Genomic DNA, 26,954 nt, shown 5'->3' with positions numbered 1-26,954 from the left:
GGCTATGACCGACCACTCCGCGACGCCCACCGTCAACTCCGACCAGGACGCCGCCGGCTTCGAGCGGATGACCGTCCAGCTGCGACGCCTCCTCGACGCGATGGCCGCGGCGACCCCCGATCCCGAACTCGTCGACGCCGCCACCGACGACCTGTCCGCACTCGCCGACTGGTTCGCCGAGCAGGCCGCCCCGACCTCGGACCAGGTCACCGGCAGGCTCGTCGGGATCCCCGGCCGCGGCCAGGCGCTCGTCCCGGTGTTCCGCGTCGACCGTGCCGACGATCACCGGGTCGGCGGCACCGTGCGGTTCGGCCGCTACCACCACGGAAGCGACGGCACCACGCACGGGGGCGCCATCGCCCTCTTCCTGGAGGAGGTGCTGGGTTACCTCGCCGTGTCGGGGCGGTCGCGTTCGCTGACCGCCTCCCTGCAGCTCGACTACCGCAGCGCCACTCTCGTCGACCGCGATCTCCAAGTCGACGCCTGGTTCGAGCGAGAGGAGGGACGCAAGCGGTTCCTGCGCGCGACGCTGCACGACGGCGAGGTGCTCTGTGTCGAGGCGAAGGCGCTCTGCGTGGCACTCCGCGCCGCGGGTTAACCCACTCGGGAAAATACTAGGACAGCTGTCCGGACAGCTGTACAGTCAGCCTATGGGTTCGACCGTCGACGCTGCCGCGACCCCGCGCAGACCACTCACCGACGGGGCCACGAAGGAGGCGCTGCGCGCGCCGGTCATCGTCGCCCCGATGTTCCTCGTCTCCGGCCCCGACCTGGTCGTGGAGTCGTGCCGGGGCGGACTGGTCGGGTCCTTCCCGACCCAGAACGCTCGGACGTTCGAGGATCTCGTCCGCTGGCTCGACGCGATCCGCGACGGGGTGGCGGACCTGACCGCCCCGTCGTGGGCCGTGAGCATGATCGTTCACAAGAGCTACGACCGGTTCGCAGCCGAGCTCGAGCTGATGCAGGAGTACCGCCCGGACGTCGTGGTCACTGCACTCGGCTCGCCGAAGCGTGTGCTCGATGAGATCCACGGCTACGGCGGCGCCGTCTTCGCCGACGTGATGTCGGTCGAGCACGCGCGCAAGGCCGCCGACGCAGGCGCGGACGGACTCGTCCTCGTCTGCCATGGAGCGGGTGGGCACACCGGCCGCCTGTCCCCGTTCGCCTTCGTCGACGAGGTCCGCCGCTTCTACGACGGCACGATCGTGGTCGGCGGTGCCGTCTCGACCGGGCGGGCGGTCCGCGCCGTCGAAGTCCTCGGCGCCGACTACGCCTACATGGGCACGCGGTTCATCGCGTGCCGCGAGACGCTGGTGAACGAGGCCTACCGGGACATGCTGGTCCGGGCGCGGGTGGGCGACGTGACCGCGACCGCCGCGGTGACGGGCGTCCTCTGCAGCTGGCTGACCGAGAGCCTGAAGGCGGTCGGCTTCGACGAGGAGAAGCTGGCGTCTGCCGGGACCATCGACTTCTCGGACGTCCACGGCGAGCACAAGCCCTGGAAGGACATCTTCGGCGCCGGTCAGGGCGTCGGGGAGATCGACAGCGCGGCACCCGTGGCCGAGGTCGCGGACCGCATCGTGGCGGAGTACGAGGCGGCGTGCGGCCGACCCGTGCCCGCCGGCGTCCTGGAGGTGACGGCCTGATGGTCTCGTTCGCGTTCGACGAGGAGCACGAGGAGTTCCGAGCCACGCTCGCCGACTTCGCACGTAAGGAACTCCTGCCGAACTACCGGGAGCGCGCGGCATCGACGGAGTTCCCGTTCGAGGTCTTCCGCAAGCTCGGCGAGCTGGGCGTGCTCGGGATCGGGCTCCCCGAGGAGTACGGCGGCACCGGCGACGAGGACCCGGTCCTGCTCGGTCTGGCCACCGAGACGCTGGCCTACGGCGACGTCAACCTCGCCTCGGCGCCGGTGCAGATCGGCCTCATCGCGTCACAGTTGGTGCACGGCACCAAGGAGGTCCGGGAGCGCTACCTACCGGCGATGATCGAGGGCCGGGAGACGGTCGCGATCGCCCTGACGGAGCCCGGGTCCGGCTCGGACGCGAGTGCGCTCGCGACGGTCGCCCGACCGATCGACGACGGCTGGCTGCTGAGCGGCGAGAAGACGGCGATCACCTGGGCGTGCAACGCCTCCGCAGCCCTGGTCTACGCGCGCGAGCCCGGCTCCAGCCGGTCGAAGGGGGTCAGCTGTTTCCTGGTGTCGCTCGACGCGCCCGGGGTCACGGTCAGCCCGATGCCGGGCATGGGTTGCCTCCCGCTCGGCTGGGGCTCGATCCACATGGACGAGGTGCACGTGCCCACCGAGCACCTCATCGGCGAGCTCGGCCGAGGCTTCCACACGGTCATGGATCACTTCGACTTCAGTCGGGCCGCACTCGGCCTGATGTGCCTCGGTGCCGCCCGGGCCAGCCTCGACGAGGCGGCCACGTACGCGAACCAGCGGGAGACGTTCGGCAGGCCGATCGGTGAGTACCAGGGCGTGTCCTTCCCGCTCGCCGAGCACGCGACGTACCTCGAGGCGGCCCGGTGGCTGTGCTACCGCGCGCTCTGGCTGCGCGCGGAGGGGAAGCCGCACACCTCGCTCGCGTCGATGAGCAAGTGGTGGCCACCGGTCGTCGCCAAGGACGCCATCGAGGCCGCGATGAAGATCCACGGCAACCTCGGCTACTCCGCGGAGTTCCCCCTGCAGCAGCGGTTCCGCGACGTGATGGCCTACCTGGTGGCGGACGGCACGTCCGAGATCCAGAAGAGGATCATCTCGCGGGAGATCCTCGGTCGGGAGTCCGTCGCGTTCTGACCGGGGTGCGAAGGTGTCACCGCTGCACGGGTGCGTAGAGCGTGTTCCACACGATACGGCTGTAGGCGTCGAGAAGGGCGTCGGTCCGGCGCTCCTCCTCGACCCGCACCATCCGGTGCAGTCCCCGCTCCGCCATCCACTGCAGCCAGTAGGCCGTCTCGGCGGCCGGAAGCGCGGGGTCGACGAAGCCGGCGCGCTGACCCGCCGTGATGTGCTCGGTCAGGCCCGTGATGTAGCGGCTCATCGCGTCCTCGACGGCGGCGCGCACCCCGCGGTCGTAGCCCACCGCCTCGTGCGTGGCCGCCATCAGCTCCGGGTGCGGCCGGTACGCGTCGACGATCCCCCGCAGGACGGCACGCACGTCGTCCACCGTCGCCGTCCCGTCGAGGGACCACCAGCGCCCCGCCGCCGCCATGATCGAGTCGCTGACCTCGTCGTACCACGCCCGCAACAGGTCGGCCTTGTCCGGGAAGTAGACGTAGAACGTGGTCCGCGAGAGCCCGGCCTCGGCCACAAGCTCGCCGACCTTGATGTCCGCGAACGTCTCGCCGTCGCGAAGGCGGCGCTCGACGATGTCGAGCACTCTCGTGCGCGTCTCGTCCCGGCGCCGCGCACGCGTCGCCCTGCCGTCGACCTTTTCGTCGACCCCGTCGTGGTGCACCGTGCCGCCTGCCACGCCGTGATGCTACGAGCACACGAGCGATCGAGGACACGACGGCAGGCCGTTCCCGCATTATCGGACCGATGATATAAAGGTCTGGCCAAATAGCGGCTGCCCGGCCGCTGGGTCCCGCCCACACTCACCGCTGAGGAGAGGTCACGATGAAGCCCGAGGAGTTCACCGACATCACCTACGAGGTCGACAACGGCCTCGCCTGGATCACGATCAATCGCCCCGACCGCTACAACGCCTTCCGAGCCCGCACGGTCGACGAGCTCGTCCACGCGTTCAAGCTCGCCTGGGCGGACGACGAGGTCGGTGTACTGGCCCTGACCGGCGCCGGCGAGAAGGCGTTCTGCTCCGGTGGCGACCAGAAGCAGCGGATGGAGACCGGGGACTACGGTCCCTCGGAGACCGGCCTGTTCGAGGTCGAAGCCCTGCATCGCGTGATCCGCGACGTTCCGAAGCCGGTGGTCGCAGCGGTCAATGGCATCGCCATCGGTGGTGGCCACGTGCTGCACGTCCTCGCCGACCTGACCATCGCCGCCGACACTGCCACGTTCGGCCAGAACGGCCCGCGCGTCGGCTCCTTCGACGCCGGCCTCGGCTCCGGGTACCTCGCCCGCGTCGTGGGCGAGAAGCGGGCCCGCGAGATCTGGTTCATGCTCCGGCGGCTGAGCGCCACGGAGGCGCAGGAGTGGGGCTTGGTCAACAAGGTCGTCCCGGCCGCCGAGCTGCGCTCGGCGGTCCGGGAGTGGGCGGACACCATGCTGACCTACTCCCCCACCGCGCTGAAGGTGCTCAAGCAGTCGTTCAACACCGACACCGAGCACCTGATCAGCATCGGCAACCTGGCCTACTCCACGCTCAAGCTGTTCGGCGAGACGGACGAGGCGCGCGAGGGCATCACCGCCTTCAACGAGAAGCGCCAGCCCGAGTTCGGCAAGTACCGCTCGCACTGAGCTCGACGGCACGACCGGTCCGGCCCGGACGGGAACTCGCGAAGGAGCGACATGATGCAGTCGAAGAAGAGCCCGTTCGCGCCGAACCTGCTGGCAGGCAAGCGCATTCTCATCACCGGTGGCGGGACCGGCCTCGGTCGAGGTGTCGCCCGGCACCTGGTCGAGCACGGTGCCGAGGTCCATCTCTGGGGTCGCCGCCCGAACGTCCTCGAGGAGGCCGCCACCGAGGCGGCCGGGTCCCGCCCGGGGTCCGCCCACATCCAGACGGTCGACGTCCGTGATGGAGACGGTGTCGATGCCGCGATGGAAGCACTGTGGCAGGAGCACGGCCCGCTCACGAGCGTGGTGAACAATGCCGCAGCCAACTTCATCGCCCCCACCGAGTCGCTGAGCCCGCGAGCTTTCGAGGCCGTCAGCGGGACCGTCATGAAGGGGTCGTTCCACACGACACACGCGGCCGGGAAACGGTGGATCGCCGCCGGTCTGCCCGGCAGCGTGCTTTCCACCCTGACGACGTGGGTGTGGACCGGCTCCGCGTTCGTCACCCCGTCGGCGATGGCCAAGGCCGCCGTGCACTCGATGACGATGTCGCTGGCCGTGGAGTGGGCGCGATACGGGATCCGGCTCAATGCCGTGGCCCCCGGCCCCATCCCCACGGACTACGCCTGGGAGATGCTCAACCCCACGGACAAGAGCTCCGTCGGAGCCACCCAGGCCGACCAGATCCCGATGGGCCGCACCGGAACCATCGAGGAGCTGGCCAACCTCACGATCTTCCTCCTGTCCGACGCCTGCGATTATCTGACCGGCCAGACCATCGCGATGGACGGCGGGCAGATGCTCGCGGGCCCCGGCACCTTCGCGGGTCTCACGTCGATGACCGCCGACGACTGGGCCGCGGCCCGGGAGAAGAGCAAGGCCGCCAGCGCGGCGTCGAAGGCACAGCGCAGCTAGATCACCCCGTCCCGCCGGAGCTGCTCGAGCTCGGTCCGGCCGAGCTCGAGCAACTCCTCGAGCACCACATCCGAGTGCTCGCCCAGGCGGGGCGGGTAGGACGGACGGGTCGGCGCGGAGTCGCCGAGCCGTAAGGGGCTCCCGAAGACCGTGCAGCGCCGCTCGCCGTCGGTCAGCTCACGCAGCATTCCGCGATGTCGGACGTGCTCGTCGTCGACCACCTCCGACAACGTGCGGACCGGGGCGGCCGGCACGTCGGCCTTGTGGAGCAGGGCGAACACCGTGTCCTTCTCCCGCGTGCGGGTCCAGTCCGCCACCGCCGCGTCCACCTCGTCCATGCGACGTACCCGGCCGACGGGGGTGGCCAACTCCGGATCGTCGGCGAGGTCGGCGCGCTCCATCAGCGAGCACAGCGCCTGCCAGTGCCGCGGACGGATGCAGAGAATCGCGATCCAGCCGTCGGCGGCCGGGTAGACGTTGTAGGGCACCACGTTCAGGCCGCCGTGCCGGTTGCCCGTGCGGTCGGGGAACGCCTCACCGTGCTCCAGGTAACCACCGATGTTCGATGCCAGGGTCGGCAGGATCGCGTCCTGCATGGCCACCTCGACCTGCTGGCCGCGGCCGGTGCGCTCGCGCTGGAACAGCGCAGCGAGTACCGCGGCGGCGAGGTGCACGCCCGAGGAGAAGTCGACCACCGCGGCGCCGGCCTTGACCGGGGCCTGGTCGGGGAAGCCGGTCGTCGCGACGATCGCGGTCATCGCCTGGACGGTGACGTCCATGCCCCGCAGATCGCGGTGCGGTCCGGAGAGCCCGTAGCCCTTGCCCGAGGCGAGCACGATCCGCTCGTTGGCGGCCTGCAGCGCGGCATAGGACAGTCCCAGCCGGTCGAGTACGCCGGGCGCGAAGTTCTCCACCACGACGTCGGCGAGAGCCACGAGCTGCAGGAACAGCTCACGGCCCGTTTCGGTCTTGAGGTTGAGCCGCAGGCTTCGCTTGCCCGCGTTCAGCAGCTGAAAGGCCGCATTCCCGTCCGCGCCGTCAGCTCGCCAGCGTATGGGCTCGCCCTCGAAGGGCTCGATCTTGACGACGTCTGCGCCGAGCTCCTGCAGGAGCATCGTGCAGTAGGGTCCGCTGTAGACTTGTCCGAGGTCGAGGACCAGGATACCGCTCAGGGCGTGGGCCGGTCGCAGCTCGTCCGTCGTCATCAACGCACCCCCTGCCCGGTCTCGCGGATCACAGCCCGGCGGCCGTCTCGGCCGCAGCGAGGAACGAGCGGACCAGCGCCGGATCCGCGTAGTAGGGGTCGCCGTGGCCGGCGAGCGTGCGGCGGTGGCTGTACTCGTACAGCGCGGCGAGCTTCCACAGGGCCAGCGCGGTGTACCAGCGCAGTCCGGACAGGTCCCGCCCGGTCGTGGCGGCGTAGCGCTCGGCCAGCTCGTCCCTCGTCGCGTATCCGGGTTCGAGCACGGCCGCGCCCAGCTCCGCGGTCGGGGTGAGTGGCTCCCCCGCGACCGGCCAGGAGGCGAGGAAGTAGCCGACGTCGAACAGCGGGTCGCCGATCGTCGCCAGCTCCCAGTCCAGCACCGCCGCCACCGCGCCCGACGGGCCGAGGATGACGTTGCCGAGCCGGTAGTCGTTGTGCACCAGGGTCGCGCCGGACTCGGCCGGGACGTGGGCCTCGAGCCAGGCGTCGATGTCGGCGAACGCCGGGGGTGGGTTCCCGTCGGCGTCCGCGACGAGCCGGCGCATGCGGCGCAGGTGCCGCCCGTTGAAGCCCTCCGGCCTGCCCATCTCGGCCAGCCCGGCGGACTGCCAGTCGACGGCGTGCAGGCGGGCCAGGGTGTCGACCATCGACTCGCCGATCGCGCGGCGGTGCTCGGTCAGCTCGGGCGGCGTGCGGATGGTGACGACCGGGCCGGGTACGTGGCTCATCACATATAGCGGGCTGTCCATCACCTCCCCCACCTCCGCCGTGGCCAGCACCTCGGGCACGGGCACGCCGGTCCCGGCGAGCCCCGCCAGCAAGCGGGCCTCGCGCAGGACGTCGTGCGCGCCCGGCGGCAGCGGCGGGGGCGGCGGCCGCCGGACGACGACGTCGCGGCTGCCGCAGACCAGGTAGGTCAGGTTGGAGTGCCCGTCCCCGATCCGCCGCGAGGTGAGCGGGCCGTCCGCCACGCCGTGCTTGACCAGGAACGTCTCCAGCGCGGCCAGGTCGGCCTCCGACCAGCCCCAGCCGGCCTCCGCGTCGGCAGGGCTCACCGGTTCCTGCTCGCGACGAGGTGGTTCAGGTACTCGCGGGGCCAATGCGTCTCCCACTGCCCGGCAGCGGGCTCGCCGTCAATCGTGGCGTCGCAGGCCGACTCCCAGATCTCGGTCGCCATCTTGTCGTTCGTCGGCAGCTTGACCAGGCCGTAGCGGTCGAAGGTGACCTCGGTCCGGCCGCCCGCGGTGTCGACGAGCGTGGCCTCGAGCCGCTTCTGGGACATGTCGTCGTGGTAGGTGGCGTGGTGCTCGATGTGCGACACCGGGACCGTGACGCCGTCCTTGAGCACGGAGCCCGCGAAGCCCCACTCGCCGCCCGCGATCCAGATCCAGCCGTTGATCGCGCGCCCGGAGTCGGTGTAGGCCACGAACCACTTCCAGTGGTGCGGCACACCCCAGTCCCGGTTGCCCCAGGAGTGGTCGCGGTGCCCCATGCGCCGGTCCCACTCGATGCGCCGCCCCGCGACCTCGAGGAAGCCGCTCACCCGACCCGTCTGCTCGAGGCGGTTGGCGGCGAACCACTCGGGGAGGCCGTCCGGGTTGGAGCGGTAGCTGAAGGCGTCCTGGATCGCCTCGAAGCGGTACTCGAGACGGACCTTGTCGCTCTCGTAGGTCACCTCGGCCGTGCGCCGCAGCTCCGGCTGCCGGATCGCCAGGCCCTTGAGCCGGAAGTCGTCGAGGTCCATGTCCTCCGGCACCGTGCCGCCGTCGAGTTCCAGGGCCAGCGGCTCGCCGTCCGGGCCCCACACGGACACGTTGAACCCGCACTTCCCGTGCGCCGTCAGGTACAGGTAGACCTGCAGCCCGAGCCGCTCGTCAGGCATGATCATCTCCCAGAACAGGGAGTCGCGCATCCGGCCACCGGGACTGGTCGGCCAGTGGCGGAGGTCGTCGTGAGGGCCGAAGCCGGGGTCGGGGACGTGGAGCCCGGACGGAGTCGTGGCGGTCATCGCTACCTCCCGGTGAAACGGGACGCACGGCCCTCGGTGAACGCGGCGAGGGCCTCGGGCATGTCCTCGGTACAGGTGAGTAGCGCCTGCCCGCGGTTCTCCAACTCCAGGGCCGCCCCGTACGAGGAGATCTCCTCGTTGCGCAGCAGGGCCCGCTTCGACATCCGGACACCGCCCGGCGAGTTGCCGGAGATCGCCGCAGCCAGGGCGTCGGCCTCGGCGAACAGGTCCTCGCTCGGCACGACGCGGTTCACCAGGCCGATCCGCTCCGCCTCGGCGGCGCCGACGATCCGGCCGGTGAAGCCCAGCTCGGCCGCTCGCCCGTAGCCGAGCAATCGGGTCAGCTGCCAGGACGTGCCGAGCTCGCCGCAGGACAAGCCCACGCGAACGAACGCACACGACAGCTTGGCTGTGGGGGCGGCGAGACGGATGTCGGCGGCCAGCGCGAGCGCCAGCCCACCGCCGACCGCGGGGCCGTGGATCGCGGCGATGACGGGGAACGGCAGTTGCCTGATCGCGGCCAGGCCGCCGGTCGCGGCCTCCTGGAAACGGAGGAACTCCCGGACCCCCATCTGCTGGATGGCGCCGACCTCGGCGAGGTCGAAGCCGGAGCAGAACGCCCGGTCCCCCGCGCCGCGCAGGATCAGCGCCCGGGCGCCGGTGTCCCGCACCGCGAGGGCTGCGTCCGTGAACTCGTGGAACATCGTGACGGTCTGCGAGTTCGCCCGGCCCGGTCGGTTCACCGTCAGCCCGGCGACTCCGTCCGCCCGCAGCTCGAGGAGGAGGGTCTCCAGCTCGATCACCGTGCGGGCGGGCGCGGTCGGCACGGTCGGGCTGTCCGTGGCAGTCATCAACGGCCTCGGAAGGTCGGGGCGCGGCCGTCGCGGAACGCCGTCAGGGCCTCCGCCATGTCCTCGCTCCGGGTCAGCAGGGCCTGCCCGCGGTTCTCCAGTTCGAGCGCCGCGGCGTAGGAGTTGACCTCCATGTTCGCCTGCAACGCCCGCTTGGACAGCTGCACCCCGCCCGGAGAGTTGCCGCAGATCTGCTCGGCCATCTCCAGCGCGGTGGCCAGCAGGTCCTCCTCGGGCACCACGCGGTTGACCAGACCGGTGCGCTCGGCCTCCTCGGCACCCATCATGCGGCCGGAGTAGACGAACTCGGCGGCCGCCGCAGGTCCTATCAACCTCGGCAGCAGCCAGGACGCGCCGAGATCACCCGCCGACAGCCCGATCTTCACGAATGCCGCGTTGAACCTCGCCCGTGGCGAACCCAGCCGGATGTCCGCAGCGAGCGCCAGGGACAGCCCCCCGCCTGCCGCCGCCCCGTTGACCGCGGCGATGACCGGGACACGGATACCACGGAGTGCCGCCAGTGCCCGCGCCGCCTTCTCCTGCAGCTCGAGCATGCCCAGCGCGCCGAGGCCGGGCAGCTGCTCCGCGTCGGCGAGGTCGTAGCCGGCGCAGAAGGCCTTCCCGGCGCCGGTCAATACCAGGACCCGGAGCCCCTCCTCACGGTCGAGAGCGCGGGCGACCGTCTCCAGCTCGCCGAACATGGTCGCGGTCATGGCATTGAGCCGGTCCGGACGGTCCAAGATGAGGACGACGACGCCGTCCCGTGGCCGTTCCAGCCTCAGTGTGGTGTGTCCCTCGTCCGACATCGGTGTCGTCCTCTCGATCGGGCTCAGGCGAACTTCGGCGACCGCTTCTCGAGGAACGCGGTGAGGCCTTCACGCGCCTCGCCGTGCTCGAACAGGCCCTGGATCTCGTCGATCTCGTACTTCTGCCCCTCGGCAAACGGAAGATCGAACGCCGCGTCGACGGTGTTGATCACGGCGGTGATCGCGGGGCGGGACAGCGCGGCCAGTTCCTCGGCGAGCTCCAAGGCGGCCTCGCGGGCACCACCGGCGGTCACCAGACGGTCAACGAGGCCGATCGCCTTTGCCTCGTCGGCGGGGACCTGGCGGGCGGTGGCCATGATGTCGATCGCCCGGCCCCTCCCGACCAGCCGGGGCAGACGCTGGGTACCGGCGGCGCCCGGGATCAGACCGAGCCGGACCTCGGGAAGGCCGTACTTCGCCTCGGCGCCCGAGACCCGCATCGTGCACGCCATCGCAAGCTCGAGGCCCCCGCCCAGCGCGACGCCCTCGACCGCCGCGATGCTCACCAGGTCGGCCCCGGCCAGCCGTTCCACCGCGCCGCGCAACCGGTCGCCGTAGGCGCGGAAGGAGTCCGCGTCGATGCCGCCCATGTGCTTGATGTCGGCGCCCGCGGCGAAGAAGCCGGGGATGGCCGAGGTGAGCACGAGTACCCGTGTCCCGCGCTGCTCGGCCTCGTCGACCAGGGCGTTGAGCCCGTCGATGATCGGCGGGCCGAGGGCGTTGGCGGGCTTGCGGTCCATCGTCGCGACGAGGACGCCGTCGGCGGCGTCCTCCCAGGTCACCACGGATGCGTCGGTCATGGTCGGTCCTCTCGGTCAGGCGCGGCGGGGGAAACGGTCGAAGTCGGGGACCCGCTTCGCCTTGTACGCCTCGCGGCCCTCCTGCGCCTCCTCCGAGGCGTAGAAGAGCAGGTTGGTGTCATGGGCCAGCTGCTGGATGCCCGCGAGACCGTCCTCCGCCGCGTGGAAGCTCGCCTTGCTCAGCCGCAGCGCCATCGGGGAGAGCCGCAGCATCCGGCGACACCAGGCGACGGTCTCCGTCTCGAGCTCGGCGAGCGGCACGACGGTGTTCACGAGGCCCATCTCGAGCGCCTCGGCGGCGTCGTACTGCTCGCAGAGGAGCCAGAACTCCTTGGCGCGCTTCTGCCCCACCTGCTGGGCGAGCAACGCGGAGCCGTAGCCGCCGTCGAAGGAGCCGACCTTAGGCCCGACCTGGCCGAATCGGGCGTTGTCCGCCGCAATCGTCAGGTCGCACACCAGGTGCAGCACGTGCCCGCCGCCGATGGCGTAGCCCGCCACCATCGCGACGACGGGCTTGGGCAGCCTGCGTATCTGCACGTGCAGGTCCGTGACGTGGAACCGGCCGACGCCACCGGGCTCCTCCAGGTAACCGGTGTCGCCGCGGACGCGTTGGTCGCCGCCCGAGCAGAACGCGTCCGGCCCCTCCCCGGTCAGCACGATCACGCCGATCGTGCCGTCCTCCCGCGAGCGGGTCAGTGCGTCGGAGACCTCGATCAGGGTCTGCGGCCGGAAGGCGTTGCGCACCTCCGGCCGGCAGATCGTGATCTTGGCGATGCCGTCACCGGAGTGGTCCAGGCGGATGTCGGTGTACCCATGGGCCTTGCCGACATCCGCCCATTCCACCGGCTCGCGTGGTCCGGAGACCCTCACGCCATCGTGAGGCCACCGCTGACGGACAGCGTCTGGCCCGTGATGTACCCGGCAGTGTCGGAGGCGAAGAACGCGACAGCGGCCGCGACGTCCTCCGGCAGCCCCAGCCGCTTCATCGGAACCGCCCGCGTCATCCCGCCGATCACCTTGTCCGCGTCCTGGCCGGACGCGTCGGCGAACTTGCGCAGCGCCGGGGTGTCCGTCGGACCGGGGCAGACCGTGTTGGCGGTGACGCCCTTGGTCGCGACCTCACGGGCCAGGGTCTTGGTGAAGGCGATGGTGCCGCCCTTCGCCCCCGAGTAGACCGCTTCGAGCGAGGAGCCCACGCGGCCGGCGTCCGAGCCGATGTTGATCACGCGACCGAAACCGCGCTCGACCATGCCCGGCACGACGGCGTGGGTGACGCGGAGCATACCCTTGAAGTTGATCTCCAGGATGCGGTCCCAGAAGTCCTCGGTGGTCTTCAGGAACGGCATGAAGTCGTCCCAACCCGCGTTGTTCACCGCGACCTCGACCGGGCCGAGCTCCTCGGTGACGGTCTTGACCGCGGCCTGCACCGACGCCGTGTCGGTCACGTCGGCCTGCACGGCGATCGCCCGACCGCCGGCCTCGACGATCTCGGTCGCCGTGGCCTGGGCGGCCTCGGTGTTCAGGTCCACGACGGCGACGGCGAAGCCGTGCGCGCCCAGCGTGGTGGTGATGCCCTTGCCGATGCCCTGGGCGCCGCCGGTGACGAACGCGGTGCGGTTACTCATGGGTGGTCCTCTTCGTCGGGGAGTGCAGTGTCGGGTTCAGGCCGGGAGGGTTCAGGCGCTCTGCAGGTGCCAGTCGATCGGCCCCGCGATGAGCGAGTGGCTGGTCAGGGTGCGGCCGAGCACGTGCTGCGCCTCGCGGGCCGCCTCGATGACACTCGGCAGGTCGATCCCGGTGTCGACGTTCATCTCGTGGAACATGCTCACCAGGTCCTCGGTGGCGATGTTGCCCGTCGAGCCCTTGGGGACCGGGCAGCCCCCCAGCTCGCCGAAGCTGGACTCGAAGCTGGTGCAGCCGGCCTCGAGCGCGGCGTAGGCGTTGGCCAGCCCCTGCCCGCGGGTGTTGTGGAAGTGCGCAGTGACCTCGACGCCGGGCAGCCGCTGGAGGGCGGCGGCGAAGAAGTCCCGGGCGTAGGCCGGGTTGCACATGCCGGTGGTGTCCCCGAAGCCGACCTCGGTGGCGCCCGCCTCGGCGAAGCGCTCGGCGATGGACAGCACCTGGTCCATCTCGACCTTTCCCTCGTAGGGGCAGCCGAACGAGGTGGCGATGACCGCCGCGCAGCCCAGGCCCTCGCTGCGGATTCGCTCGGCCATGACGTCGTTGTCCGCCATGGTGTCCGCGATCGCACGGTTGACGTTCTTCTTGTTGTGCGTCTCCGACGCGCTCACGAAGATCGCCGCGTCGTGGAACTTCTCCCGGACCTTCAGGGCGTTGTCCAGCCCCTTGCTGTTCGGGACCAGCACCATCAGCCGCACGTCGTCCGGCACGTCGATGCGGTTGAGCACCTCGACGCCGTCGGACAACTGGGGGATGACGTCCGGCCGCACGAAGCTCGCCACCTCGATGCGGGTGAACCCGGAGCGCCCCAGTGCGTCGATCAGGCGGACCTTGTCGTCCGTGGGGATGTGCTCGGGCTCGTTCTGGAAGCCGTCGCGCGGTCCCACCTCACGGATGTGGACCTTGTCCGGTCTGGTCACGATTCCTCCCGGAGGGTTCGGTACAGGTCGTCTCGGTGTTCGGGCGCGGCCACGGCGACGAGCCGCTCGCCGTACTCGTCGTGCGGACAGCCCCGCAGCCAGGCGGTCCCGTGCTCGGTCACGACGGCATCGACGTCGGCACGGCCGGTGCTCACCGGCCCGCGCAGCCGCGGCACGATCGTCGAGGCCGCGCCGGCCCTGGAGCGCAGCGCGATGATCGAGCGGGCGCCGGTGCGGGCGGCTGCGCCGGAGAAGTCCGCCTGGCCGCCGATCCCGCCGAGGTAGCGTTCGCCAACAGCCTCGCCGTTGACCTGCCCGGACAGGTCCACCTCGATCGCGGAGTTGATCGCGACGAGGTGGCGCAGCCGGGCGAGGACGCCGGGGTCGTGGGTGTAGCTCGCGGGCCGGAAGAGCACGGGCAGCTCTCCGATGCGGGCGTAGAGCTCAGCGCTGCCGATCGCGGTGCCGGTGACCAGCAGGCCCTCGTCGATCTCCTTGCGCCGCCCGGTGAGCACGCCCTTCTCCACCAGCCGCAGCACCCCGTCGGTGAGCATGCCGGAATGGAAACCGAGGTCACGGTGCCCGACGAGGCCGTCCATGATCGCCGTCGGCAGGGAGCCGACGCCCATCTGCACGGTGTCCCCGTCCTCGACCAGCTCGGCGACGCGGGCGGCAACGGCCTCGTCCACGGCGTCCGGCGCGCGGTCCGGGGCCTCCGGGAGCGGCCGGTCCGTCTCGATCGTCGCGGCGAAGCGGTCCAACGGGATGCCGGGCGTGCCGGTGCTGGGGGGCATCCGGTGGTTGACCTCGCCGATCAGGAGCCTGCTGTGCCGCACCGCGTCCCCGGCGTAGTCCACGCCGATGCCCAACGAGCACACGCCGTCCGGCCCCGGCGGGGACACCTGAACCAGCCCGACATCCCCGGGCAGAGCCCGTTCGGCGAAGAGCCGCGGCAGCACCGAGTAGTGGGCCGGTACCACCTGCAGGTCACGGGCCCTTCTGAGCTCCCCCATCGCGCCGTACGAGGCCAGGGTGAGCTGCGAGGGCACCTCGCGCAGTCGCCGGTTGAAGCTCAGCCCGCAGAATGCCCGCACCGGGCCGATGTCGGCCACCTGGTCGAGCAGTGCGTCGACCAGTGGAGTGGCCTCCGCCCCGGCCTGGCTCCACCAGACGCCGTCGCCCTCCCGGATGTGCGGCCGCAGGTCGATCATGGTCAGACCCGCTGCAGCAGGGTCGCCGTGCCGAGCCCACCGCCGCAGCACATGGTGACCAGGCCCAGCTCGGTGTCCCTGCGCTCCATCTCGGCGACGATCGTGGCCAGCAGCCGCCCGCCGGTGGCCCCGACGGGGTGGCCGAGCGCGATGGCGCCGCCGTTGACGTTGACCCGGTCCATGTCCGGCTTGAGCTCGCGCTGCCAGGCCAGCACCACCGAGGAGAACGCCTCGTTGACCTCGAACAGGTCGATGTCGGAGATGCTGAGCCCGTTGCGCTCGAGCAGCTTGTGCGTGGCCGGGATGGGGCCGGTCAGCATGATGATCGGGTCGACACCCACGGTGGTCTGGTCGAGGATCTTGGCCCGCGGGGTGAGCCCGTGCTCGTCCACGGCCTGGCGGGACGCGAGCAGGACACCCGCCGCCCCGTCGCAGATCGGCGAGGAGGACCCCGCGGTGATCCGGCCGTTCTCGGGGCGGAACACGGTCTTGAGCCCCGCGAGGGTCTGGGTGGTGGTGCCCGGCCGCACAGTCTGGTCACCGCGGCGGACCTCGCCGTCGAGCTCCCAGTCGATCAGCTCGTCCTCGAGCTTGCCCGCCTCGATGGCCTCCGCGGCCAGTCGGTGCGACCGCGCGGCGAACTCGTCCATCTCCTCGCGGGACAGCTCCCACCTCTCGGCGATCAGCTCGGCGCTCTCGCCCTGCGAGACGAAGTCGTACCGCTCCCACATCTTCGCCGTCCACGGCTCGCCGTAGAGCTCGGAGATCTTGCTGGGCGAGTTCATGGGCACGTGGCCCATGTGCTCGACACCGGCGGCGATCACCACGTCGTGCACCCCGGAGGCGACCAGCGACGCGGCCATCTCGCTCGCCGTCTGCGCGGACCCGCAGCGCCGGTCCAGCACGACGGCGGGGATCTCGGGCGGGTAGCCCTCCTGCAGCCAGGCGTTGCGGGCGATGTTGCGCGACTGCTCGCCGAAGGGGGCGGTGCAGCCCACCACGAGGTCCTCGACCACCGTGGGCGCGATGCCGGCGCGGCCGAGCAGGTCGCGGTAGACCGCGCCGAGGAGCTCGTTGGGGTGGGTGTCGCGGAACCACCCCTTCTCCGGGTGGGACCTGCCGAACGGCGTCCGCGCGCCTTCGACGACGAAGACGTCCCGGCCCTGCAGCGGCACTCAGATCACCGTCCCGCCGTCGACCGGCAGCACCTGGCCGGTGATGTATCCGGCTGCGGGCGAGGCGAGGAAGACGAAGCTCGCCGCGATCTCGTCCGGGTCCGCCCACCGCTGCAGCGGGATCCGCTCCAGGGTCTTGGCCGCGAGCTTCTCGTTGTCCCGGATGTTCTGGGTCATCGCCGTGGCCGCCAGCGGGGCCAGCGCGTTCACGGTGATCTGCCTGCGGGCGAGCTCCTTGGCCAGGGACTTGGTGAGCCCGACGATCCCGGCCTTGGCGGCGCCGTAGTTGGCCTGGCCGATCGTGCCGACCAGCCCGGCCGCCGAGGTGACGTTGAGGATCCGGCCCGACCCGTCGTCGGCGAGGAACGGCAGCGCCGCCTGCGACACGGTGAACGAGCCCATCAGGTGGATCTCCACGATCCGCCGGAAGGCGTCCTCGGTGAGTTTGGGGAACATCGCCGGCGAGATCGCTCCCGCGTTGTTCACGAGGACGTGCAGCACACCACCGCCGAGATCGGCGGCCCTCGCCGCAGCCGCGTCGGCTGCCGCGCGATCCCGGACGTCGAGCACCTGACTGTCGGCGACGCCCCCCGCCTCGACGATCTGTTTGGCGACAACACGGGCCGCGTCCTCGTTCACATCGGTGACCAGGACGGCTGCACCGGCACGGGAGAAGGCGTGCGCGACCGAGGCACCGATGCCACCACCGGCACCGGTGACGAGCGCGGCGCGACCGTCGAGCGAGAAAACGTCGAGTGCGGGCATCAGTAGCTCCCCATTCCTAGTAGCTGCGGGGCAGGCCCAGCACGTGCGAGCCCAGGTAGTTGAGCACCATCTCCTGCGACAGCGGCGCGATCCTCATCAGCCGGGCCTCGCGGAAGTACCGGGCGACGTTGTACTCCTCGGAGTACCCCATGCCGCCGTGGGTCTGCAGGGCGCGGTCCGCGGCCTGGAAACCCGCCTCGGCGCACAGGTACTTCGCAGTGTTGGCCTCGCGGCCGCACGGCTTGCCCTGGTCGTAGAGCCAGGTCGCCTTGCGCAGGATGAGCTCGGCCGCGTCGAGGTGGGCCAGCGAGTCCGCCAGTGGGAACTGGATGCCCTGGTTCATGCCGATCTGACGGCCGAACACCTCGCGCTGGTTGCCGTAGGTGACCGCGCGGTCCAGCGCGACCCTGCCGATACCGAGAGCCTCGGCGGCGACCAGCATCCGCTCCGGGTTGAGCCCGTCGAGGATGTACTTGAAGCCCTGGCCCTCCTCGCCGACCCGGTCCTCGACTGGGACAATCAGGTCGTCGATGAACAGCTCGTTGGACGTGACCGCGTTGCGCCCCATCTTCGGGATGGGCCGGATGTCGATCTTGGAGCGGTCCAGGTCGGTGAGGAACAGCGTCATGCCGTCCGTCTTCTTCGCGACCTCGTCGACCTTCTGGGTGCGGGTGAGCAGCAGGACCTTCTCGGACTCCATCGCCTTGGAGATCCACACCTTGCGCCCGTTGATGCGGTAGTGGTCACCCTCGCGCTTGGCGAACGTCGTGATCCGGGTGGTGTCCAGGCCCGCGCCCGGCTCGGTCACGCCGAAGCAGACGTGCAGCGAGCCGTCGACGATCCGCGGCAGCGTGCGCTGCTTCAACTCCTCCGAGCCGTGCTTGATCACCGGGTGCATGCCGAAGATCGACAGGTGGATGGAGCTGGCCGCGTTCATGCCACCGCCGGACTTGGCGACCTCCTCGATGAGGATGGAGGCCTCGGTGATCCCGAATCCGTGTCCGCCGTACTCCTCAGGTGTGGTGATGCCGAGCCAGCCGCCCGACGCCAGTGCGTCGTAGAACTCGGTCGGGAACTCCTTGTCCCGGTCGTGCTCCATCCAGTACTGGTCGTCGAACTTGCCTGCGAGGTCCCGGACCGCGTCCCGGATCGTCGCCTGATCGTCCGTGAGCTCGAAATCCATCGCGCCCCTCCAAGGACCACGTCGTCTTGGTACCGGTCTAATCATAACAAAGGACTGACCAAAGTACACACTCAGCCCTGTGACATTCCCGGCAGGAGCTCCAGCCTGGCCGCGAGCCGTTCGTTCCACTCCGCGACGGAGCCGAACAACTGGGCGTCGAGCTTGGCCCGCTTGTAGAAGATCTGGAGGTCGTGCTCCCACGTGTATCCGATGGCCCCGTGCAGAGTGAGCGCCGTGTCGGCGGCCACGGCGGCAGCGCCACAGACCTGCGCCTTCGCAGCCGCGGCGTGCAGAGGTGCGTCGTCCAGCCCCGCCTCCACGGAAGCCGCTGCGAGATAGACGATCGACCGCGCCGACTCCACCTTCACGAGCATCTCCGCCGCCGCGTGCTTGACCGCCTGGAAGGATCCGATCGGGACGCCGAACTGACGGCGCTGACCGGCGTACTCCACCGTCTCGTCGAGCATTCGCTCCATCACCCCGAGGGCGTCGGCCGACACCAGCACCGCGGCACGCAGGGCCGCTTGCTCGAGCACCTCGGCCGCGTCGCCCGGGATCGTCGTGCCGTGCACACCGTCGAACTCCACGTCGCCAACGGTGCGAGTCCTATCGGTCAGCTCCCGTCCGTGCACCCGCACGGCGTCCTGGCCCGCTTCGACCAGCTGCAGCGTTCCGTCCTCGACCGGGACGACGAAGCGCCGAGCCCGGGTCGCGGCCAGCACCGTCGAGATCGCTCCCCGCAGACCGCCGTCTCCCGCCAGGGCGTGCCGTCCGTTCGGGGCCGCGCCTGACGGCACCGCAAGGACCGTCGTCATCCCGTCCGCCAGTAGCGTCTTGGCCGCTTCGGCGTCCCGCGCGAGGGCCGGGAGGGCGAGCATCGACCCCAGCCAGGCCGACGACGGCGCCCCACGGCGCCCGAGCTCCTCGGCCGCGAGGGCGAGCTCCACGAGCCCGCCGCCCTCGCCCCCGAGGTCTTCCGGCGACCCGACACCGAACCACCCGTCGGCCGCGAAGCGCTCCTCGAACGCGCCGTGGTCGCCGGCGTCCAGCCAGCTGCGCAACGTCTCGGGTGCGCACACCTCCGTCAGCCAGTCGGCGAGCACCGAGCGGAAGTCGGCCTGCTCGGCGGAGAGTTCCCAACGCATGTCCTGCTCCTCGTCGATCCGCGATGCGCACCGCACCGTGCGTCGCCTCTGTCGATGCTAGATTGGGTCAGACCTTTAGACCAAGGAAGGCGCGCGATGGCCTCGAACGACGCCCGATCGGTGATCCGGCTCCCGGCGATGGAGGTACCCAAGGCCTCGGACGTCCTGGCGAACGAGCTTCGCGAGCGCATCCTGTCCGGCGAGTACAGCGAGGGCACCCCCCTGCCCCCCGAACGCGAACTGGTCGTCCAGACCCGGATGAGCCGCACCACGGTGCGTGAGGCGCTGCGCATCCTCGAGGTGCAAGGGCTGATCCGGATTCGCGCGGGTCGCTCGGGCGGCGCGTTCGTGCAGCAGCCCGGCGGGGAGTCCGTGGCCAGCTCGCTGGATCTGCTGATCCGGGGCCGACATCTCCGGCTGGCCTCGGTTCACGAGACCCGGGAGGCCGTCGAGCCGTCCTGCGCCCGGCTCGCGGCTCTGCATCACACGCCGACCGACCTGCGCCGGCTCGACGTCACGAACGACGAGGTCGCCGCGGCCGAGAACCTGGATGACTTCCTGCGGGCGAACGTCGCCTGGCACATCGCCGTGGCCGAGGCGGGCCACAACGAGATCCTCACCGGAATCATGATGGCGCTCTCGCGGGCCATCTACACCACGACGAACAACGAGGGCTTCGTCAACGAGCAGGTCCGCTCCATCGCCGTGCGGGCCCACCGGTCGGTGACCCGCGCCGTTGCGGAACGCGACCCCGACGCCGCGGTGCGGCGGATGGCCCGGCACGTCCACTCCTACGCCGCGGCGGCGCTGGAGGCGGACAGCCGGACCGAGATCTCCGTCGCCGACCACTGACCGGGCGTGACCACCGCTCGCTCGGTCAGCGGGCATCGGAGGCACGCTTCGCGTCCCGCGCCGCCGCACGAACGACCTCGAGCGCCTCGGGATTCTCCGCCCCGGACAGGTCCCCGGGATCCTCGTCGAGGGCGGCGGCCCGGACGGCCCGCCGCATGATCTTCGCGGAGCGGGTCTTGGGCAGCTGTGCCACGGGGCGGAGCAGCGAAGGTGCGAACGGCTTGCCCAGCTCGTCCGCCACCCGTGCGCGCAGCTCCGCGGCGATCTCCTCCGGCGCAGCGCTCGGGTCGCCCTGTCGCGGCACCCAGAACGCCCAGACCGCCTCGCCCTTCTTGGCGTCCGGCACTCCGACGACGGCGGCCTCCGCCACGTCGGGGTGCGCGATCAGCACGGCCTCGACCTCCGCCGGCGCCAGTCGCTTACCCGCGACGTTCATGACGTCGTCCGACCGCCCGCGCAGGTACCACTGTCCGTCGGCGTCGACCACCGCGTGGTCCCCGTGCCGCCACATCCCGGGGAACGTGGACCAGTAGGCCTCGAGGTAGCGCTCCCGGTCACGCCAGATCCCCCGGGTCATCGCGGGCCACGGCTGGCGGCAGACCAGCTCGCCGACCTCGCCGCGTACCGACTTCCCCGAGGCGTCGACGACGTCGACGTCCATCCCCAGCGAGGGCCCGCCGAGGGAACAGCTGCGGATCGGCTCGATCGGGTAGGGCGCCAGGAACGAGCCACCGACCTCGGTGCCCCCGGAGAAGTTGATGATCGGGACCCGGCCACCGAACACGGTCCGCGCCAACCAGTCGTAGGACTCGGCGTCCCACGGCTCCCCGGTCGAACCGAGGGTGTGCACCGACCTCAGGTCGAAGCCGGAGAGGTCGGTGTCGCGGGTCCGCAGGGTGCGGATCAGCGTCGGGGAGACGCCCAGCATCGTGACCCGGTGTCGCTCGACGAGGCTCCAGAGCCGGTTCAGGTCGGGTACGTCCGGCGAACCCTCGTACAGCACGAGGGTGCCGCCGTTGGAATGAGTTCCCACGATCGACAGCGGGCCCATGATCCAGCCCATGTCGGTGATCCAGCAGAACACGCCGCCGGGGCCGACGTCGAACGAGTAGGCGACCTCCGACGCCGTCTTCACGAGAAAGCCGGCGTGAGTGTGCACCGCACCCTTCGGACGGCCGGTGGTGCCGGAGGTGTAGGCCAGCAGGAGCGTCTCGGTCGCCGGGAGTTGCACCGCGGGACCGGCGTCCGGATCGTGCGCGAGGACGTCCTGCCACGGCACCTCGGGCACGGCGGCGTCAGGGTGCCCCTCGCCGCCGACGACGACGAGATGCCGCACGCCCGGACAGTGACGCACTGCCTCCCGCACCGTCGGCAGCATCGCCACCGTGCGCTTCCGTCGGACCGTCGAGGCTGCGACGATCACCACGCGGACGTCGGCGTCGTCCAGCCGCGACGCGACCGCACCGGCGGCGAACCCGGAGAAGAGCGGGACCAGCACCGCCCCGAGCCGGGCCGCCGCATAGAAGGCGACCACCGCCTCGGCGGCCATCGGCAGGTACAGCGCCACCGCGTCCCCGCGGCCGACGCCGAGCTCGCGGAGCCCTGCCGCAACCCGTCGCACCCGGTCGTCGAGCTCGGCGAAGGTGAGCCCGTCGACCGCGCCGCGCTCGTCCTCGTGCACGACGGCGGGACGGTCACGGAACTCGGGATCGGCCGCCCAGCGAGCCAGGCACGCGTCCGCGACGTTCAGCTCACCGCCGACGAACCAGTCGGGGTCGGTGATGCCCTGCGAGTCGTCGAGCACCTGTGTGTACGGAGAGCTGAACGGCAGCCCGAGGTCCTCGACGACAGCGCCCCAGTACCACCCCACGTCGGCGACCGAGCGCTCACGCAGCGTGGCGATCCCCTCGATCCCGTGTCGCCGGGCGAAGCGGGCGACCCTGGCCGACTCCAGGTAGTCCGGCCCGGGCGTCCAGACGTAGGCGGTGTCCTGTCCCTCGTGCGTCTCGGAGACGGTCGACACGATCAGCTCCTCGGCAGGCCGAGCATCCGCTCGGCGACGATGTTGCGCTGGATGAACGTCGAGCCACCGGCGATGGCGGTGCCGCGGGCCTGGTAGGCCAACCGCTGCCAGCGGCTCTCGGCGTCGGCCTGCTCGGTCGTCGCCAGTTGTCCGCCGAGCGGGGACAGCGACTGCCGGAAGTCGGCCAGGTCCTCGACCAGTGGGCAGAAGTAGAGCTTGCCGATCGAGGTCACCGGTCCGGGTGCCGCGCCGTCGGCAGCGAGCGAGAGGACCCGCTGCCCGATGGCGTTGTGCACGAGGGCACGCCCGTAGAGGTCGGCGACCTTCTGCCGGACGACGCGGTCCGCTCCGAGCGGGGTGCCGTCCGCGCCGGTCATCCCGCGGATCTCGGAGACGATGTCGTCCACCGCGCGCTTGGTGTTCACCCGGCCGGTCGCGATCCCGACCCGCTCGAAGCCGAGCGTCGCCATGGCGACCTTCCAGCCGCCGTTCACCTCGCCGAGGACCAGGTCGTCCGGCACGAAGACGTCGTCGAGGAAGACCTCGTTGAACTCCGCCTCGCCCAGCATGTGGGCCAGCGGCCTGACCGTCACGCCTTCGCTCGCCAGTGGCAGGAGGAAGTAGGTGATCCCCTTGTGCCGCGGCAGGTCGGAGCCGCCCGTCCGGGCCAGCAGGATCGCGTTCGTCGCGAGGTGGGCCCGGCTGGTCCAGATCTTCTGCCCGGAGATGCGCCACCCGCCGTCGACCTTCGTGGCCTTCGTCCGCAGCGAGGCCAGGTCGGAACCGGAATCCGGCTCGGAGAACAGCTGGCACCACAGCTCGTCACCGGCCAGGATCGGGCGCAGGAAGCGTTCCTTCTGGGCGTCGGTTCCGAACGCGATGATCGTGGGCCCGGCGAAGTCCTCGCCGACAGTGTTCAGCCGCTCCGGGGCGCCGGCGCGGTCCGCCTCGTCCGTGAAGACCGCTCGGATCCGGGCGTCGGCTCCTTGGCCGCCGTACTCCTGGGGCCACGACATCCCGGCGAACCCGCCGTCGAACAGCATCCGCTGCCACTGCCTCCAGAACGGCAGCTTGTCCACGAGCTCGACCGGTTCGGGCCAGGGCAGCGCAGGGAGCGACTCGGCAAGCCAGGCCCGTACCCGCCGCCGGAACGTCGCCTCTTCGGGGGTGTCCGCCAGATCCATCGAAGCTCCTTCGGTCCGTAGCGCTTAATATGCTAACGGTCAGACCAAACCTGTGGAAGAGAGACTACTCACCGGTCCTGCAACAGCGTCCGCAGATCGCCCCGGCGCACCTTGCCCGCCTCGGTCCGGGGCAGCCGCTCGACGACATGGATGACCCTCGGGCACTTGAAGTGCGCCAACCGTTGCCGGCAGTACTCCACGAGTTCTGCCGCGAGTCCGGGGCCGGGGGGACCCAGCGGCTGGACCGCCGCGCAGACCTGCTCACCGAGGTCACCGTCAGGCACCCCGAACACGGCGAGGTCGGCCACCGCCGGATGCAGGGCCAGCACGTCCTCGACCTCGGGCGGATAGACGTTGACCCCGCCCGTGATGATCAGCTCCGAGCCACGGCCCGACAGGTAGAGGTACCCCTCGTCGTCGAGCCTGCCGAGATCGCCGGCACATCCCCAACCCGGCGTCGACGCCAGGTCGGCCGCACCGTCCGCCCGACGACTCGGCTCCGGCGCGCCGTGACGGACGAGCCAGACGTCCCCGGTCTCCCCCACCGGCAGGTCGCGCCCGTCGGCGTCGGCGATGCGGATCGCACCACCCTTGGCCCGACCGACCGAGCCCGAGTGCGCGAGCCACTCCTCGGGCCCGATCGAGGTCCTCCCGTAGCCCTCCGACGAGCCGTAGTACTCGTGGAGGATCGGGCCCCACCACTCGAGCATCGCGCGCTTCACCGACGGCGGGCAGGGAGCGGCGCCGTGCACCGCGACACGGTGGGAGCCGAGGTCGTAGCGTCCCCTGACCTCCGCCGGGAGCCGCAGCATGCGGGCGAACATCGTCGGCACCCACAGGCTGTGCGTCACCTCGTGCCGCTCGATCGCGGAGAGGGACTCCTCGGCGCCGAAGCGCTCGGCCATGACGACGGTGCCGCCGAGTTGGTGCACCGCATGGAAGAAGCCCATCGGCGCTGTGTGATAGGCGGGACCGGGACTGAGGAACGTCGGCGGCTCCTCGCCCGGGCGCGGGACCACGCCCAGGTCGGTCATCATCGGGGCGTACCGCAGCGAGACCTCGCGAGGGTGTACGCCCGAAGGGCTCTCGCGGAACGCCTTGGGTCGACCGGTCGTGCCCGAGCTGAACAGCAGCCGCCCGCCCATCGTCTCCGCCGGAGCGTCGTCCGGGCGGGCCGCGGAGACCATCCGGTCGTAGCCCTCATCGACGACCGACCACACCGGGTCCGGAATCCCCGCAAGACCCACAGCGGCCCGCACCTTCGGCACGAGCTCCGCCCCCGCCACCACGGCGGCCGGCCTCGCCATCTGGACCAGGGGCGCGAGCTCGGCCGCACCGAGATGAGTGTTGACCGGGGCGAGCACCAGGCCGCTGCGCCAGCAGGACCACGCGATCTCGGCCCAGCGGACGTCGTTGGGCAGGACGAGGAGTAGGACGTCACCGGTCGCCAGGCCGGCGCGGTGCCAGACGGTCGCCAGCGCCGCGCTACGGGCATCGAGCTCGGCCCAGGTGATTCGATCCCCGCTCCCTGCCATGACCAGGGCGAGCCTGTCCGGCATCGTCGCCGAGTGCACACCGGGATACATGGGAGACAGCCTAACTTTTGGACCGACCATTGATAAGGCCGACGTCTTCTCGCTAGCATCGTGCGCCCGATCACAACCGGGCGTTCGCGACGAAGCGGAGAGAACACCGATGGTCACTGCCGAGACCCCCGCCCTGACAGTGCACGACCGGTACGACGAGGAGACGCAGCGACGCTTCCGCGAGAACCGATGGTGGCAGGACGGTTCCGCTGCCGCCCTCCTCGACCGTTGGGCGGAGGCCACCCCGGACCGGCGATTCGTGTCAGACGGGACGACGGAGCTGGATTACGGCACGCTCCGCGAAAACGCACACGGCCTCGGCGCCACCCTGCTGCGCCTCGGCGTCCGGCGCGGGGACCGGGTCGTCGTCCAGCTGCCCAGCTGGACGGAGTTCGTGGTCGCGTACCTGGCGATCAACCGCATCGGCGCGGTGACGGTGCCGATCATGACGGTGTACCGACAGACCGAGGTCGCGCACGTCCTGCGCAACTCCGGCGCCGTCGCCGCCGTCACGACCGGCGAGTTCCGCGGGTTCGACCACGCCGGGATGTTCCGCGCCCTGCAGCGTGAGATCCCGGCGCTCGCGACCCTGATCATCGCGCGCGCCACTCCGAACGCCGGTGAGCTGGCGTTCGACGAGGCGTGCGCCATCGCCGAACCCGTGGACCTCGGCGAGTACCCGGACCCCGACGACCCGCACGTCATCGTGTACACGTCCGGTACCGAGTCGACCGCCAAGGGCTGTGTCCATACCTGGAACACGATCGACTTCTCCGCCCGCGGCCTGGCCCGGGACGTGTTCCAGACGCGACAGGACGACGTCATGTTCATGCCGTCCCCCGTCGCGCACGCCACCGGCCTGCTGGTCGGGGTGCTCGTGCCCCTCGCGGCAGGGTCCGAGACGCACCTGCTCGACGTCTGGGAGCCGACCGAGGCGCTGCGCCGCATCGAGCGGTACCGCTGTACGGCCTCGGCCACGGCGACGCCCTTCGTGCGGATGGCACTGGACGCCCAGCGCGAGGCCAAACTCGACCTCTCCTCGATGCGCTTCTGGCTGTGCGCCGGCGCGCCCATCCCCGAGGCCCTGGCCGTCGAGTTCGACCAGGCCTTCGACGGTGGCGTCCTCATGCCGCTCTACGGTTGCACCGAGTTGCTCGCTGTCACCTGCTGTCATCCGGGGGACCCCCTCGAGCGGCGGGCGGGCTCGGACGGCACGCCGGCGCTGGAGGGCGTCGAGCTCCAGTTACTCGGACCCGACGGTGATCCCGCGGCCGTCGGGGAGGAGGGCGAGATCTGCTATCGCGGCCCCGGCGCCATCCTCGGGTACTGGCGCGACCCGGAGCGCACAGCTGCCACCATCGACTCCGACGGCTGGCACCACACGGGCGACCTGGGGAAGTTCGACGAACTCGGCTACATGCGGGTGTCCGGCCGACTCAAGGACATCATCATCCGCGGGGGCACGAACCTCAGTGCCGCCGAGATCGAGGGATACGTGCTGGCCCATCCCGCTGTCGCCCAGGTCGCAGTCGTGCCCTACCCGGACGAGCGGCTCGGCGAGAAGGCGTGCGCCGTGGTGGTGCCGACGCCCGGCGAGCGGCCGACGCTCGAGGACATCGCGTCGTTCCTGAAGGAACGAGACATCTCGATGCAGAAGCTGCCGGAGAAGGTGGTCCTGGTCGCCCAACTGCCGATGACCGCGACCGGCAAGATCCAGAAGTTCCTGCTCCGCGACCTGGCGCGGACCGGGACCTGACGGACGCTGGTCCGCCCGCTGCGCCGGGGACCGCTCTCAGGAGCGGTTCCCGGCGAGATCGAGGGCGATGTCGACGATCATGTCCTCCTGGCCGCCGACGAGGCCGCGGCGGCCGACCTCGACGAGAACGTCCCGCGTGTCGAGGCCGTACTGCGTCGCGGCGCGCTCGGCGTGGCGCAGGAAGCTGGAGTACACCCCTGCGTAACCCAGGGTGAGGGTCTCCCGGTCCACGCGCACGGCCCGGTCCTGCAGCGGGCGGACGAGGTCGTCCGCGGCGTCCTGCAGGGCGAACAGGTTGCAGCCGTGGTCCCAGTCGTGGAGGTCCGCGACCGCGATGAAGGCCTCGATGGGACAGTTCCCGGCGCCGGCGCCGTGCCCGGCAAGGGAGGCGTCGAGGAGGGGGTGACGCGGGTCGACGCCTCCCTTGC

Annotated in this window: 26 protein-coding genes; 7 read left to right on the top strand and 19 right to left on the bottom strand. The window is 70.9% G+C overall.

What is annotated here, in order from left to right; all coding sequences use genetic code 11:
* The first annotated feature begins 4 nt into the window (after nucleotides 1-4).
* Genes LWC33_RS06465 through LWC33_RS06455 form a run of 3 tightly spaced genes read left to right on the top strand, consistent with a single transcriptional unit; the run spans nucleotide 5 to nucleotide 2,800 of the window.
* Nucleotides 5-598, top strand: coding sequence for a PaaI family thioesterase (locus LWC33_RS06465; protein WP_233303308.1), 594 nt, complete (start codon nucleotides 5-7; stop codon nucleotides 596-598).
* A gap of 52 nt (nucleotides 599-650) precedes the next feature.
* Nucleotides 651-1,646 carry an NAD(P)H-dependent flavin oxidoreductase gene (locus tag LWC33_RS06460; RefSeq protein WP_233303307.1) on the top strand — a complete coding sequence of 332 codons (996 nt, stop codon included), beginning with the start codon at nucleotides 651-653 and terminating at the stop codon, nucleotides 1,644-1,646.
* Nucleotides 1,646-2,800 carry an acyl-CoA dehydrogenase family protein gene (locus LWC33_RS06455; protein ID WP_233303306.1) on the top strand — a complete coding sequence of 385 codons (1,155 nt, stop codon included), beginning with the start codon at nucleotides 1,646-1,648 and terminating at the stop codon, nucleotides 2,798-2,800. The genes LWC33_RS06460 and LWC33_RS06455 overlap by 1 nt, the downstream gene beginning before the upstream one ends.
* A gap of 16 nt (nucleotides 2,801-2,816) precedes the next feature.
* On the opposite strand, the gene LWC33_RS06450 is transcribed toward LWC33_RS06455, so the two are convergent.
* Nucleotides 2,817-3,476 carry a TetR/AcrR family transcriptional regulator gene (locus LWC33_RS06450; protein ID WP_233303305.1) on the bottom strand — a complete coding sequence of 220 codons (660 nt, stop codon included), beginning with the start codon at nucleotides 3,474-3,476 and terminating at the stop codon, nucleotides 2,817-2,819.
* A gap of 146 nt (nucleotides 3,477-3,622) precedes the next feature.
* On the opposite strand from LWC33_RS06450, the gene LWC33_RS06445 reads away from it, so the two are divergent.
* Together LWC33_RS06445 and LWC33_RS06440 are read left to right on the top strand one after the other, a co-directional pair.
* A complete protein-coding gene (locus LWC33_RS06445; RefSeq protein ID WP_233303304.1) occupies nucleotides 3,623-4,423 on the top strand; it encodes an enoyl-CoA hydratase-related protein in 801 nt (266 codons plus the stop codon).
* A gap of 51 nt (nucleotides 4,424-4,474) precedes the next feature.
* Nucleotides 4,475-5,377 (top strand): SDR family oxidoreductase, encoded by a 903-nt coding sequence (locus LWC33_RS06440; RefSeq protein ID WP_233303303.1) that lies wholly within the window; start codon nucleotides 4,475-4,477, stop codon nucleotides 5,375-5,377.
* Here the strand turns inward: LWC33_RS06440 and LWC33_RS06435 are convergent.
* The 14 genes from LWC33_RS06435 to LWC33_RS06370 form a co-directional block, all read right to left on the bottom strand.
* Entirely contained in the window at nucleotides 5,374-6,582 is a 1,209-nt protein-coding gene (locus tag LWC33_RS06435) for a CaiB/BaiF CoA transferase family protein (protein WP_233303302.1), read from the bottom strand. The genes LWC33_RS06440 and LWC33_RS06435 overlap by 4 nt on opposite strands.
* Nucleotides 6,583-6,610: 28 nt before the next feature.
* Nucleotides 6,611-7,636 carry a phosphotransferase family protein gene (locus LWC33_RS06430; protein ID WP_233303301.1) on the bottom strand — a complete coding sequence of 342 codons (1,026 nt, stop codon included), beginning with the start codon at nucleotides 7,634-7,636 and terminating at the stop codon, nucleotides 6,611-6,613.
* Nucleotides 7,633-8,589, bottom strand: a complete 957-nt coding sequence (locus LWC33_RS06425; protein ID WP_233303300.1) for a DUF7064 domain-containing protein — start codon at nucleotides 8,587-8,589, stop codon at nucleotides 7,633-7,635. The genes LWC33_RS06430 and LWC33_RS06425 overlap by 4 nt, the downstream gene beginning before the upstream one ends.
* A gap of 2 nt (nucleotides 8,590-8,591) precedes the next feature.
* Nucleotides 8,592-9,440: an enoyl-CoA hydratase/isomerase family protein gene (locus LWC33_RS06420; protein ID WP_233303299.1), complete on the bottom strand. Its 849-nt coding sequence runs from the start codon at nucleotides 9,438-9,440 to the stop codon at nucleotides 8,592-8,594.
* The gene (locus LWC33_RS06415; RefSeq protein ID WP_233303298.1) at nucleotides 9,440-10,246 is read right to left on the bottom strand and encodes an enoyl-CoA hydratase/isomerase family protein; all 807 of its coding nucleotides are present in this window, start codon (nucleotides 10,244-10,246) and stop codon (nucleotides 9,440-9,442) included. The genes LWC33_RS06420 and LWC33_RS06415 overlap by 1 nt, the downstream gene beginning before the upstream one ends.
* 23 nt (nucleotides 10,247-10,269) lie before the next feature.
* Nucleotides 10,270-11,046: an enoyl-CoA hydratase/isomerase family protein gene (locus LWC33_RS06410; protein WP_233303297.1), complete on the bottom strand. Its 777-nt coding sequence runs from the start codon at nucleotides 11,044-11,046 to the stop codon at nucleotides 10,270-10,272.
* Nucleotides 11,047-11,061: 15 nt separating this feature from the next.
* Nucleotides 11,062-11,916 (bottom strand): 1,4-dihydroxy-2-naphthoyl-CoA synthase, encoded by an 855-nt coding sequence (gene menB, locus LWC33_RS06405; RefSeq protein ID WP_233303296.1) that lies wholly within the window; start codon nucleotides 11,914-11,916, stop codon nucleotides 11,062-11,064.
* Nucleotides 11,913-12,671, bottom strand: coding sequence for an SDR family NAD(P)-dependent oxidoreductase (locus LWC33_RS06400; protein ID WP_233303295.1), 759 nt, complete (start codon nucleotides 12,669-12,671; stop codon nucleotides 11,913-11,915). The genes menB and LWC33_RS06400 overlap by 4 nt, the downstream gene beginning before the upstream one ends.
* A gap of 51 nt (nucleotides 12,672-12,722) precedes the next feature.
* Nucleotides 12,723-13,646 carry a hydroxymethylglutaryl-CoA lyase gene (locus tag LWC33_RS06395; protein WP_233303294.1) on the bottom strand — a complete coding sequence of 308 codons (924 nt, stop codon included), beginning with the start codon at nucleotides 13,644-13,646 and terminating at the stop codon, nucleotides 12,723-12,725.
* The gene (locus LWC33_RS06390) at nucleotides 13,643-14,857 is read right to left on the bottom strand and encodes an acetyl-CoA hydrolase/transferase family protein (RefSeq protein WP_233303293.1); all 1,215 of its coding nucleotides are present in this window, start codon (nucleotides 14,855-14,857) and stop codon (nucleotides 13,643-13,645) included. Before LWC33_RS06390 ends, LWC33_RS06395 begins: the two co-directional genes overlap by 4 nt.
* A 2-nt stretch (nucleotides 14,858-14,859) precedes the next feature.
* Nucleotides 14,860-16,032: a thiolase family protein gene (locus LWC33_RS06385; RefSeq protein WP_233303292.1), complete on the bottom strand. Its 1,173-nt coding sequence runs from the start codon at nucleotides 16,030-16,032 to the stop codon at nucleotides 14,860-14,862.
* Complete coding sequence (locus LWC33_RS06380; RefSeq protein WP_233303291.1) at nucleotides 16,033-16,797, bottom strand: SDR family NAD(P)-dependent oxidoreductase; 765 nt, start codon at nucleotides 16,795-16,797, stop codon at nucleotides 16,033-16,035.
* A gap of 16 nt (nucleotides 16,798-16,813) precedes the next feature.
* Nucleotides 16,814-17,980, bottom strand: coding sequence for an acyl-CoA dehydrogenase family protein (locus LWC33_RS06375; RefSeq protein ID WP_233303290.1), 1,167 nt, complete (start codon nucleotides 17,978-17,980; stop codon nucleotides 16,814-16,816).
* A 71-nt stretch (nucleotides 17,981-18,051) separates the two neighbouring features.
* Nucleotides 18,052-19,125 (bottom strand): acyl-CoA dehydrogenase family protein, encoded by a 1,074-nt coding sequence (locus LWC33_RS06370; RefSeq protein ID WP_233303289.1) that lies wholly within the window; start codon nucleotides 19,123-19,125, stop codon nucleotides 18,052-18,054.
* Between the two features lie 96 nt (nucleotides 19,126-19,221).
* On the opposite strand from LWC33_RS06370, the gene LWC33_RS06365 reads away from it, so the two are divergent.
* Nucleotides 19,222-19,977: a FadR/GntR family transcriptional regulator gene (locus tag LWC33_RS06365; RefSeq protein WP_233303288.1), complete on the top strand. Its 756-nt coding sequence runs from the start codon at nucleotides 19,222-19,224 to the stop codon at nucleotides 19,975-19,977.
* 25 nt (nucleotides 19,978-20,002) lie between these two features.
* Here the strand turns inward: LWC33_RS06365 and LWC33_RS06360 are convergent, their stop codons facing one another.
* The 3 genes from LWC33_RS06360 to LWC33_RS06350 form a co-directional block, all read right to left on the bottom strand.
* Complete coding sequence (locus LWC33_RS06360; RefSeq protein WP_233303287.1) at nucleotides 20,003-22,000, bottom strand: AMP-binding protein; 1,998 nt, start codon at nucleotides 21,998-22,000, stop codon at nucleotides 20,003-20,005.
* 2 nt (nucleotides 22,001-22,002) lie between these two features.
* The gene (locus LWC33_RS06355) at nucleotides 22,003-23,184 is read right to left on the bottom strand and encodes an acyl-CoA dehydrogenase family protein (RefSeq protein WP_233303286.1); all 1,182 of its coding nucleotides are present in this window, start codon (nucleotides 23,182-23,184) and stop codon (nucleotides 22,003-22,005) included.
* A gap of 68 nt (nucleotides 23,185-23,252) precedes the next feature.
* Nucleotides 23,253-24,743: an AMP-binding protein gene (locus LWC33_RS06350; protein ID WP_233303285.1), complete on the bottom strand. Its 1,491-nt coding sequence runs from the start codon at nucleotides 24,741-24,743 to the stop codon at nucleotides 23,253-23,255.
* Here LWC33_RS06350 and LWC33_RS06345 point away from each other — a divergent pair.
* Nucleotides 24,718-26,526 (top strand): AMP-binding protein, encoded by a 1,809-nt coding sequence (locus LWC33_RS06345; RefSeq protein WP_233303284.1) that lies wholly within the window; start codon nucleotides 24,718-24,720, stop codon nucleotides 26,524-26,526. The two genes, LWC33_RS06350 and LWC33_RS06345, sit on opposite strands and share 26 nt — an antisense overlap.
* A 36-nt stretch (nucleotides 26,527-26,562) precedes the next feature.
* Here LWC33_RS06345 and LWC33_RS06340 read toward each other — a convergent pair.
* The coding region (locus tag LWC33_RS06340) for a 4-hydroxy-2-oxovalerate aldolase family protein (protein ID WP_504937464.1) at nucleotides 26,563-26,954 on the bottom strand (392 nt) is incomplete at its 5' end.

It is taken from the genome of Pseudonocardia terrae, from assembly GCF_021343995.1.
Taxonomy (GTDB): domain Bacteria; phylum Actinomycetota; class Actinomycetes; order Mycobacteriales; family Pseudonocardiaceae; genus Pseudonocardia; species Pseudonocardia terrae.
Note: the sequence above shows the minus strand (reverse complement) of the source record. Positions and strands in the feature narration are given on the sequence as shown.

Bases quoted from the DNA above. Each gene is read 5' to 3' on its own strand.
- LWC33_RS06465 (WP_233303308.1), top strand. From the start codon at position 5: ATGACCGACCACTCCGCGACGCCCACCGTCAACTCCGACCAGGACGCC.
- LWC33_RS06460 (WP_233303307.1), top strand. From the start codon at position 651: ATGGGTTCGACCGTCGACGCTGCCGCGACCCCGCGCAGACCACTCACC.
- LWC33_RS06455 (WP_233303306.1), top strand. From the start codon at position 1,646: ATGGTCTCGTTCGCGTTCGACGAGGAGCACGAGGAGTTCCGAGCCACG.
- LWC33_RS06445 (WP_233303304.1), top strand. From the start codon at position 3,623: ATGAAGCCCGAGGAGTTCACCGACATCACCTACGAGGTCGACAACGGC.
- LWC33_RS06440 (WP_233303303.1), top strand. From the start codon at position 4,475: ATGATGCAGTCGAAGAAGAGCCCGTTCGCGCCGAACCTGCTGGCAGGC.
- LWC33_RS06435 (WP_233303302.1), bottom strand. From the start codon at position 6,582: ATGACGACGGACGAGCTGCGACCGGCCCACGCCCTGAGCGGTATCCTG.
- LWC33_RS06425 (WP_233303300.1), bottom strand. From the start codon at position 8,589: ATGACCGCCACGACTCCGTCCGGGCTCCACGTCCCCGACCCCGGCTTC.
- LWC33_RS06420 (WP_233303299.1), bottom strand. From the start codon at position 9,440: ATGACTGCCACGGACAGCCCGACCGTGCCGACCGCGCCCGCCCGCACG.
- LWC33_RS06415 (WP_233303298.1), bottom strand. From the start codon at position 10,246: ATGTCGGACGAGGGACACACCACACTGAGGCTGGAACGGCCACGGGAC.
- LWC33_RS06410 (WP_233303297.1), bottom strand. From the start codon at position 11,046: ATGACCGACGCATCCGTGGTGACCTGGGAGGACGCCGCCGACGGCGTC.
- LWC33_RS06400 (WP_233303295.1), bottom strand. From the start codon at position 12,671: ATGAGTAACCGCACCGCGTTCGTCACCGGCGGCGCCCAGGGCATCGGC.
- LWC33_RS06390 (WP_233303293.1), bottom strand. From the start codon at position 14,857: ATGATCGACCTGCGGCCGCACATCCGGGAGGGCGACGGCGTCTGGTGG.
- LWC33_RS06380 (WP_233303291.1), bottom strand. From the start codon at position 16,797: ATGCCCGCACTCGACGTTTTCTCGCTCGACGGTCGCGCCGCGCTCGTC.
- LWC33_RS06375 (WP_233303290.1), bottom strand. From the start codon at position 17,980: ATGGATTTCGAGCTCACGGACGATCAGGCGACGATCCGGGACGCGGTC.
- LWC33_RS06370 (WP_233303289.1), bottom strand. From the start codon at position 19,125: ATGCGTTGGGAACTCTCCGCCGAGCAGGCCGACTTCCGCTCGGTGCTC.
- LWC33_RS06365 (WP_233303288.1), top strand. From the start codon at position 19,222: ATGGCCTCGAACGACGCCCGATCGGTGATCCGGCTCCCGGCGATGGAG.
- LWC33_RS06355 (WP_233303286.1), bottom strand. From the start codon at position 23,184: ATGGATCTGGCGGACACCCCCGAAGAGGCGACGTTCCGGCGGCGGGTA.
- LWC33_RS06345 (WP_233303284.1), top strand. From the start codon at position 24,718: ATGACCAGGGCGAGCCTGTCCGGCATCGTCGCCGAGTGCACACCGGGA.
- LWC33_RS06350 (WP_233303285.1), bottom strand. From the start codon at position 24,743: ATGCCGGACAGGCTCGCCCTGGTCATGGCAGGGAGCGGGGATCGAATC.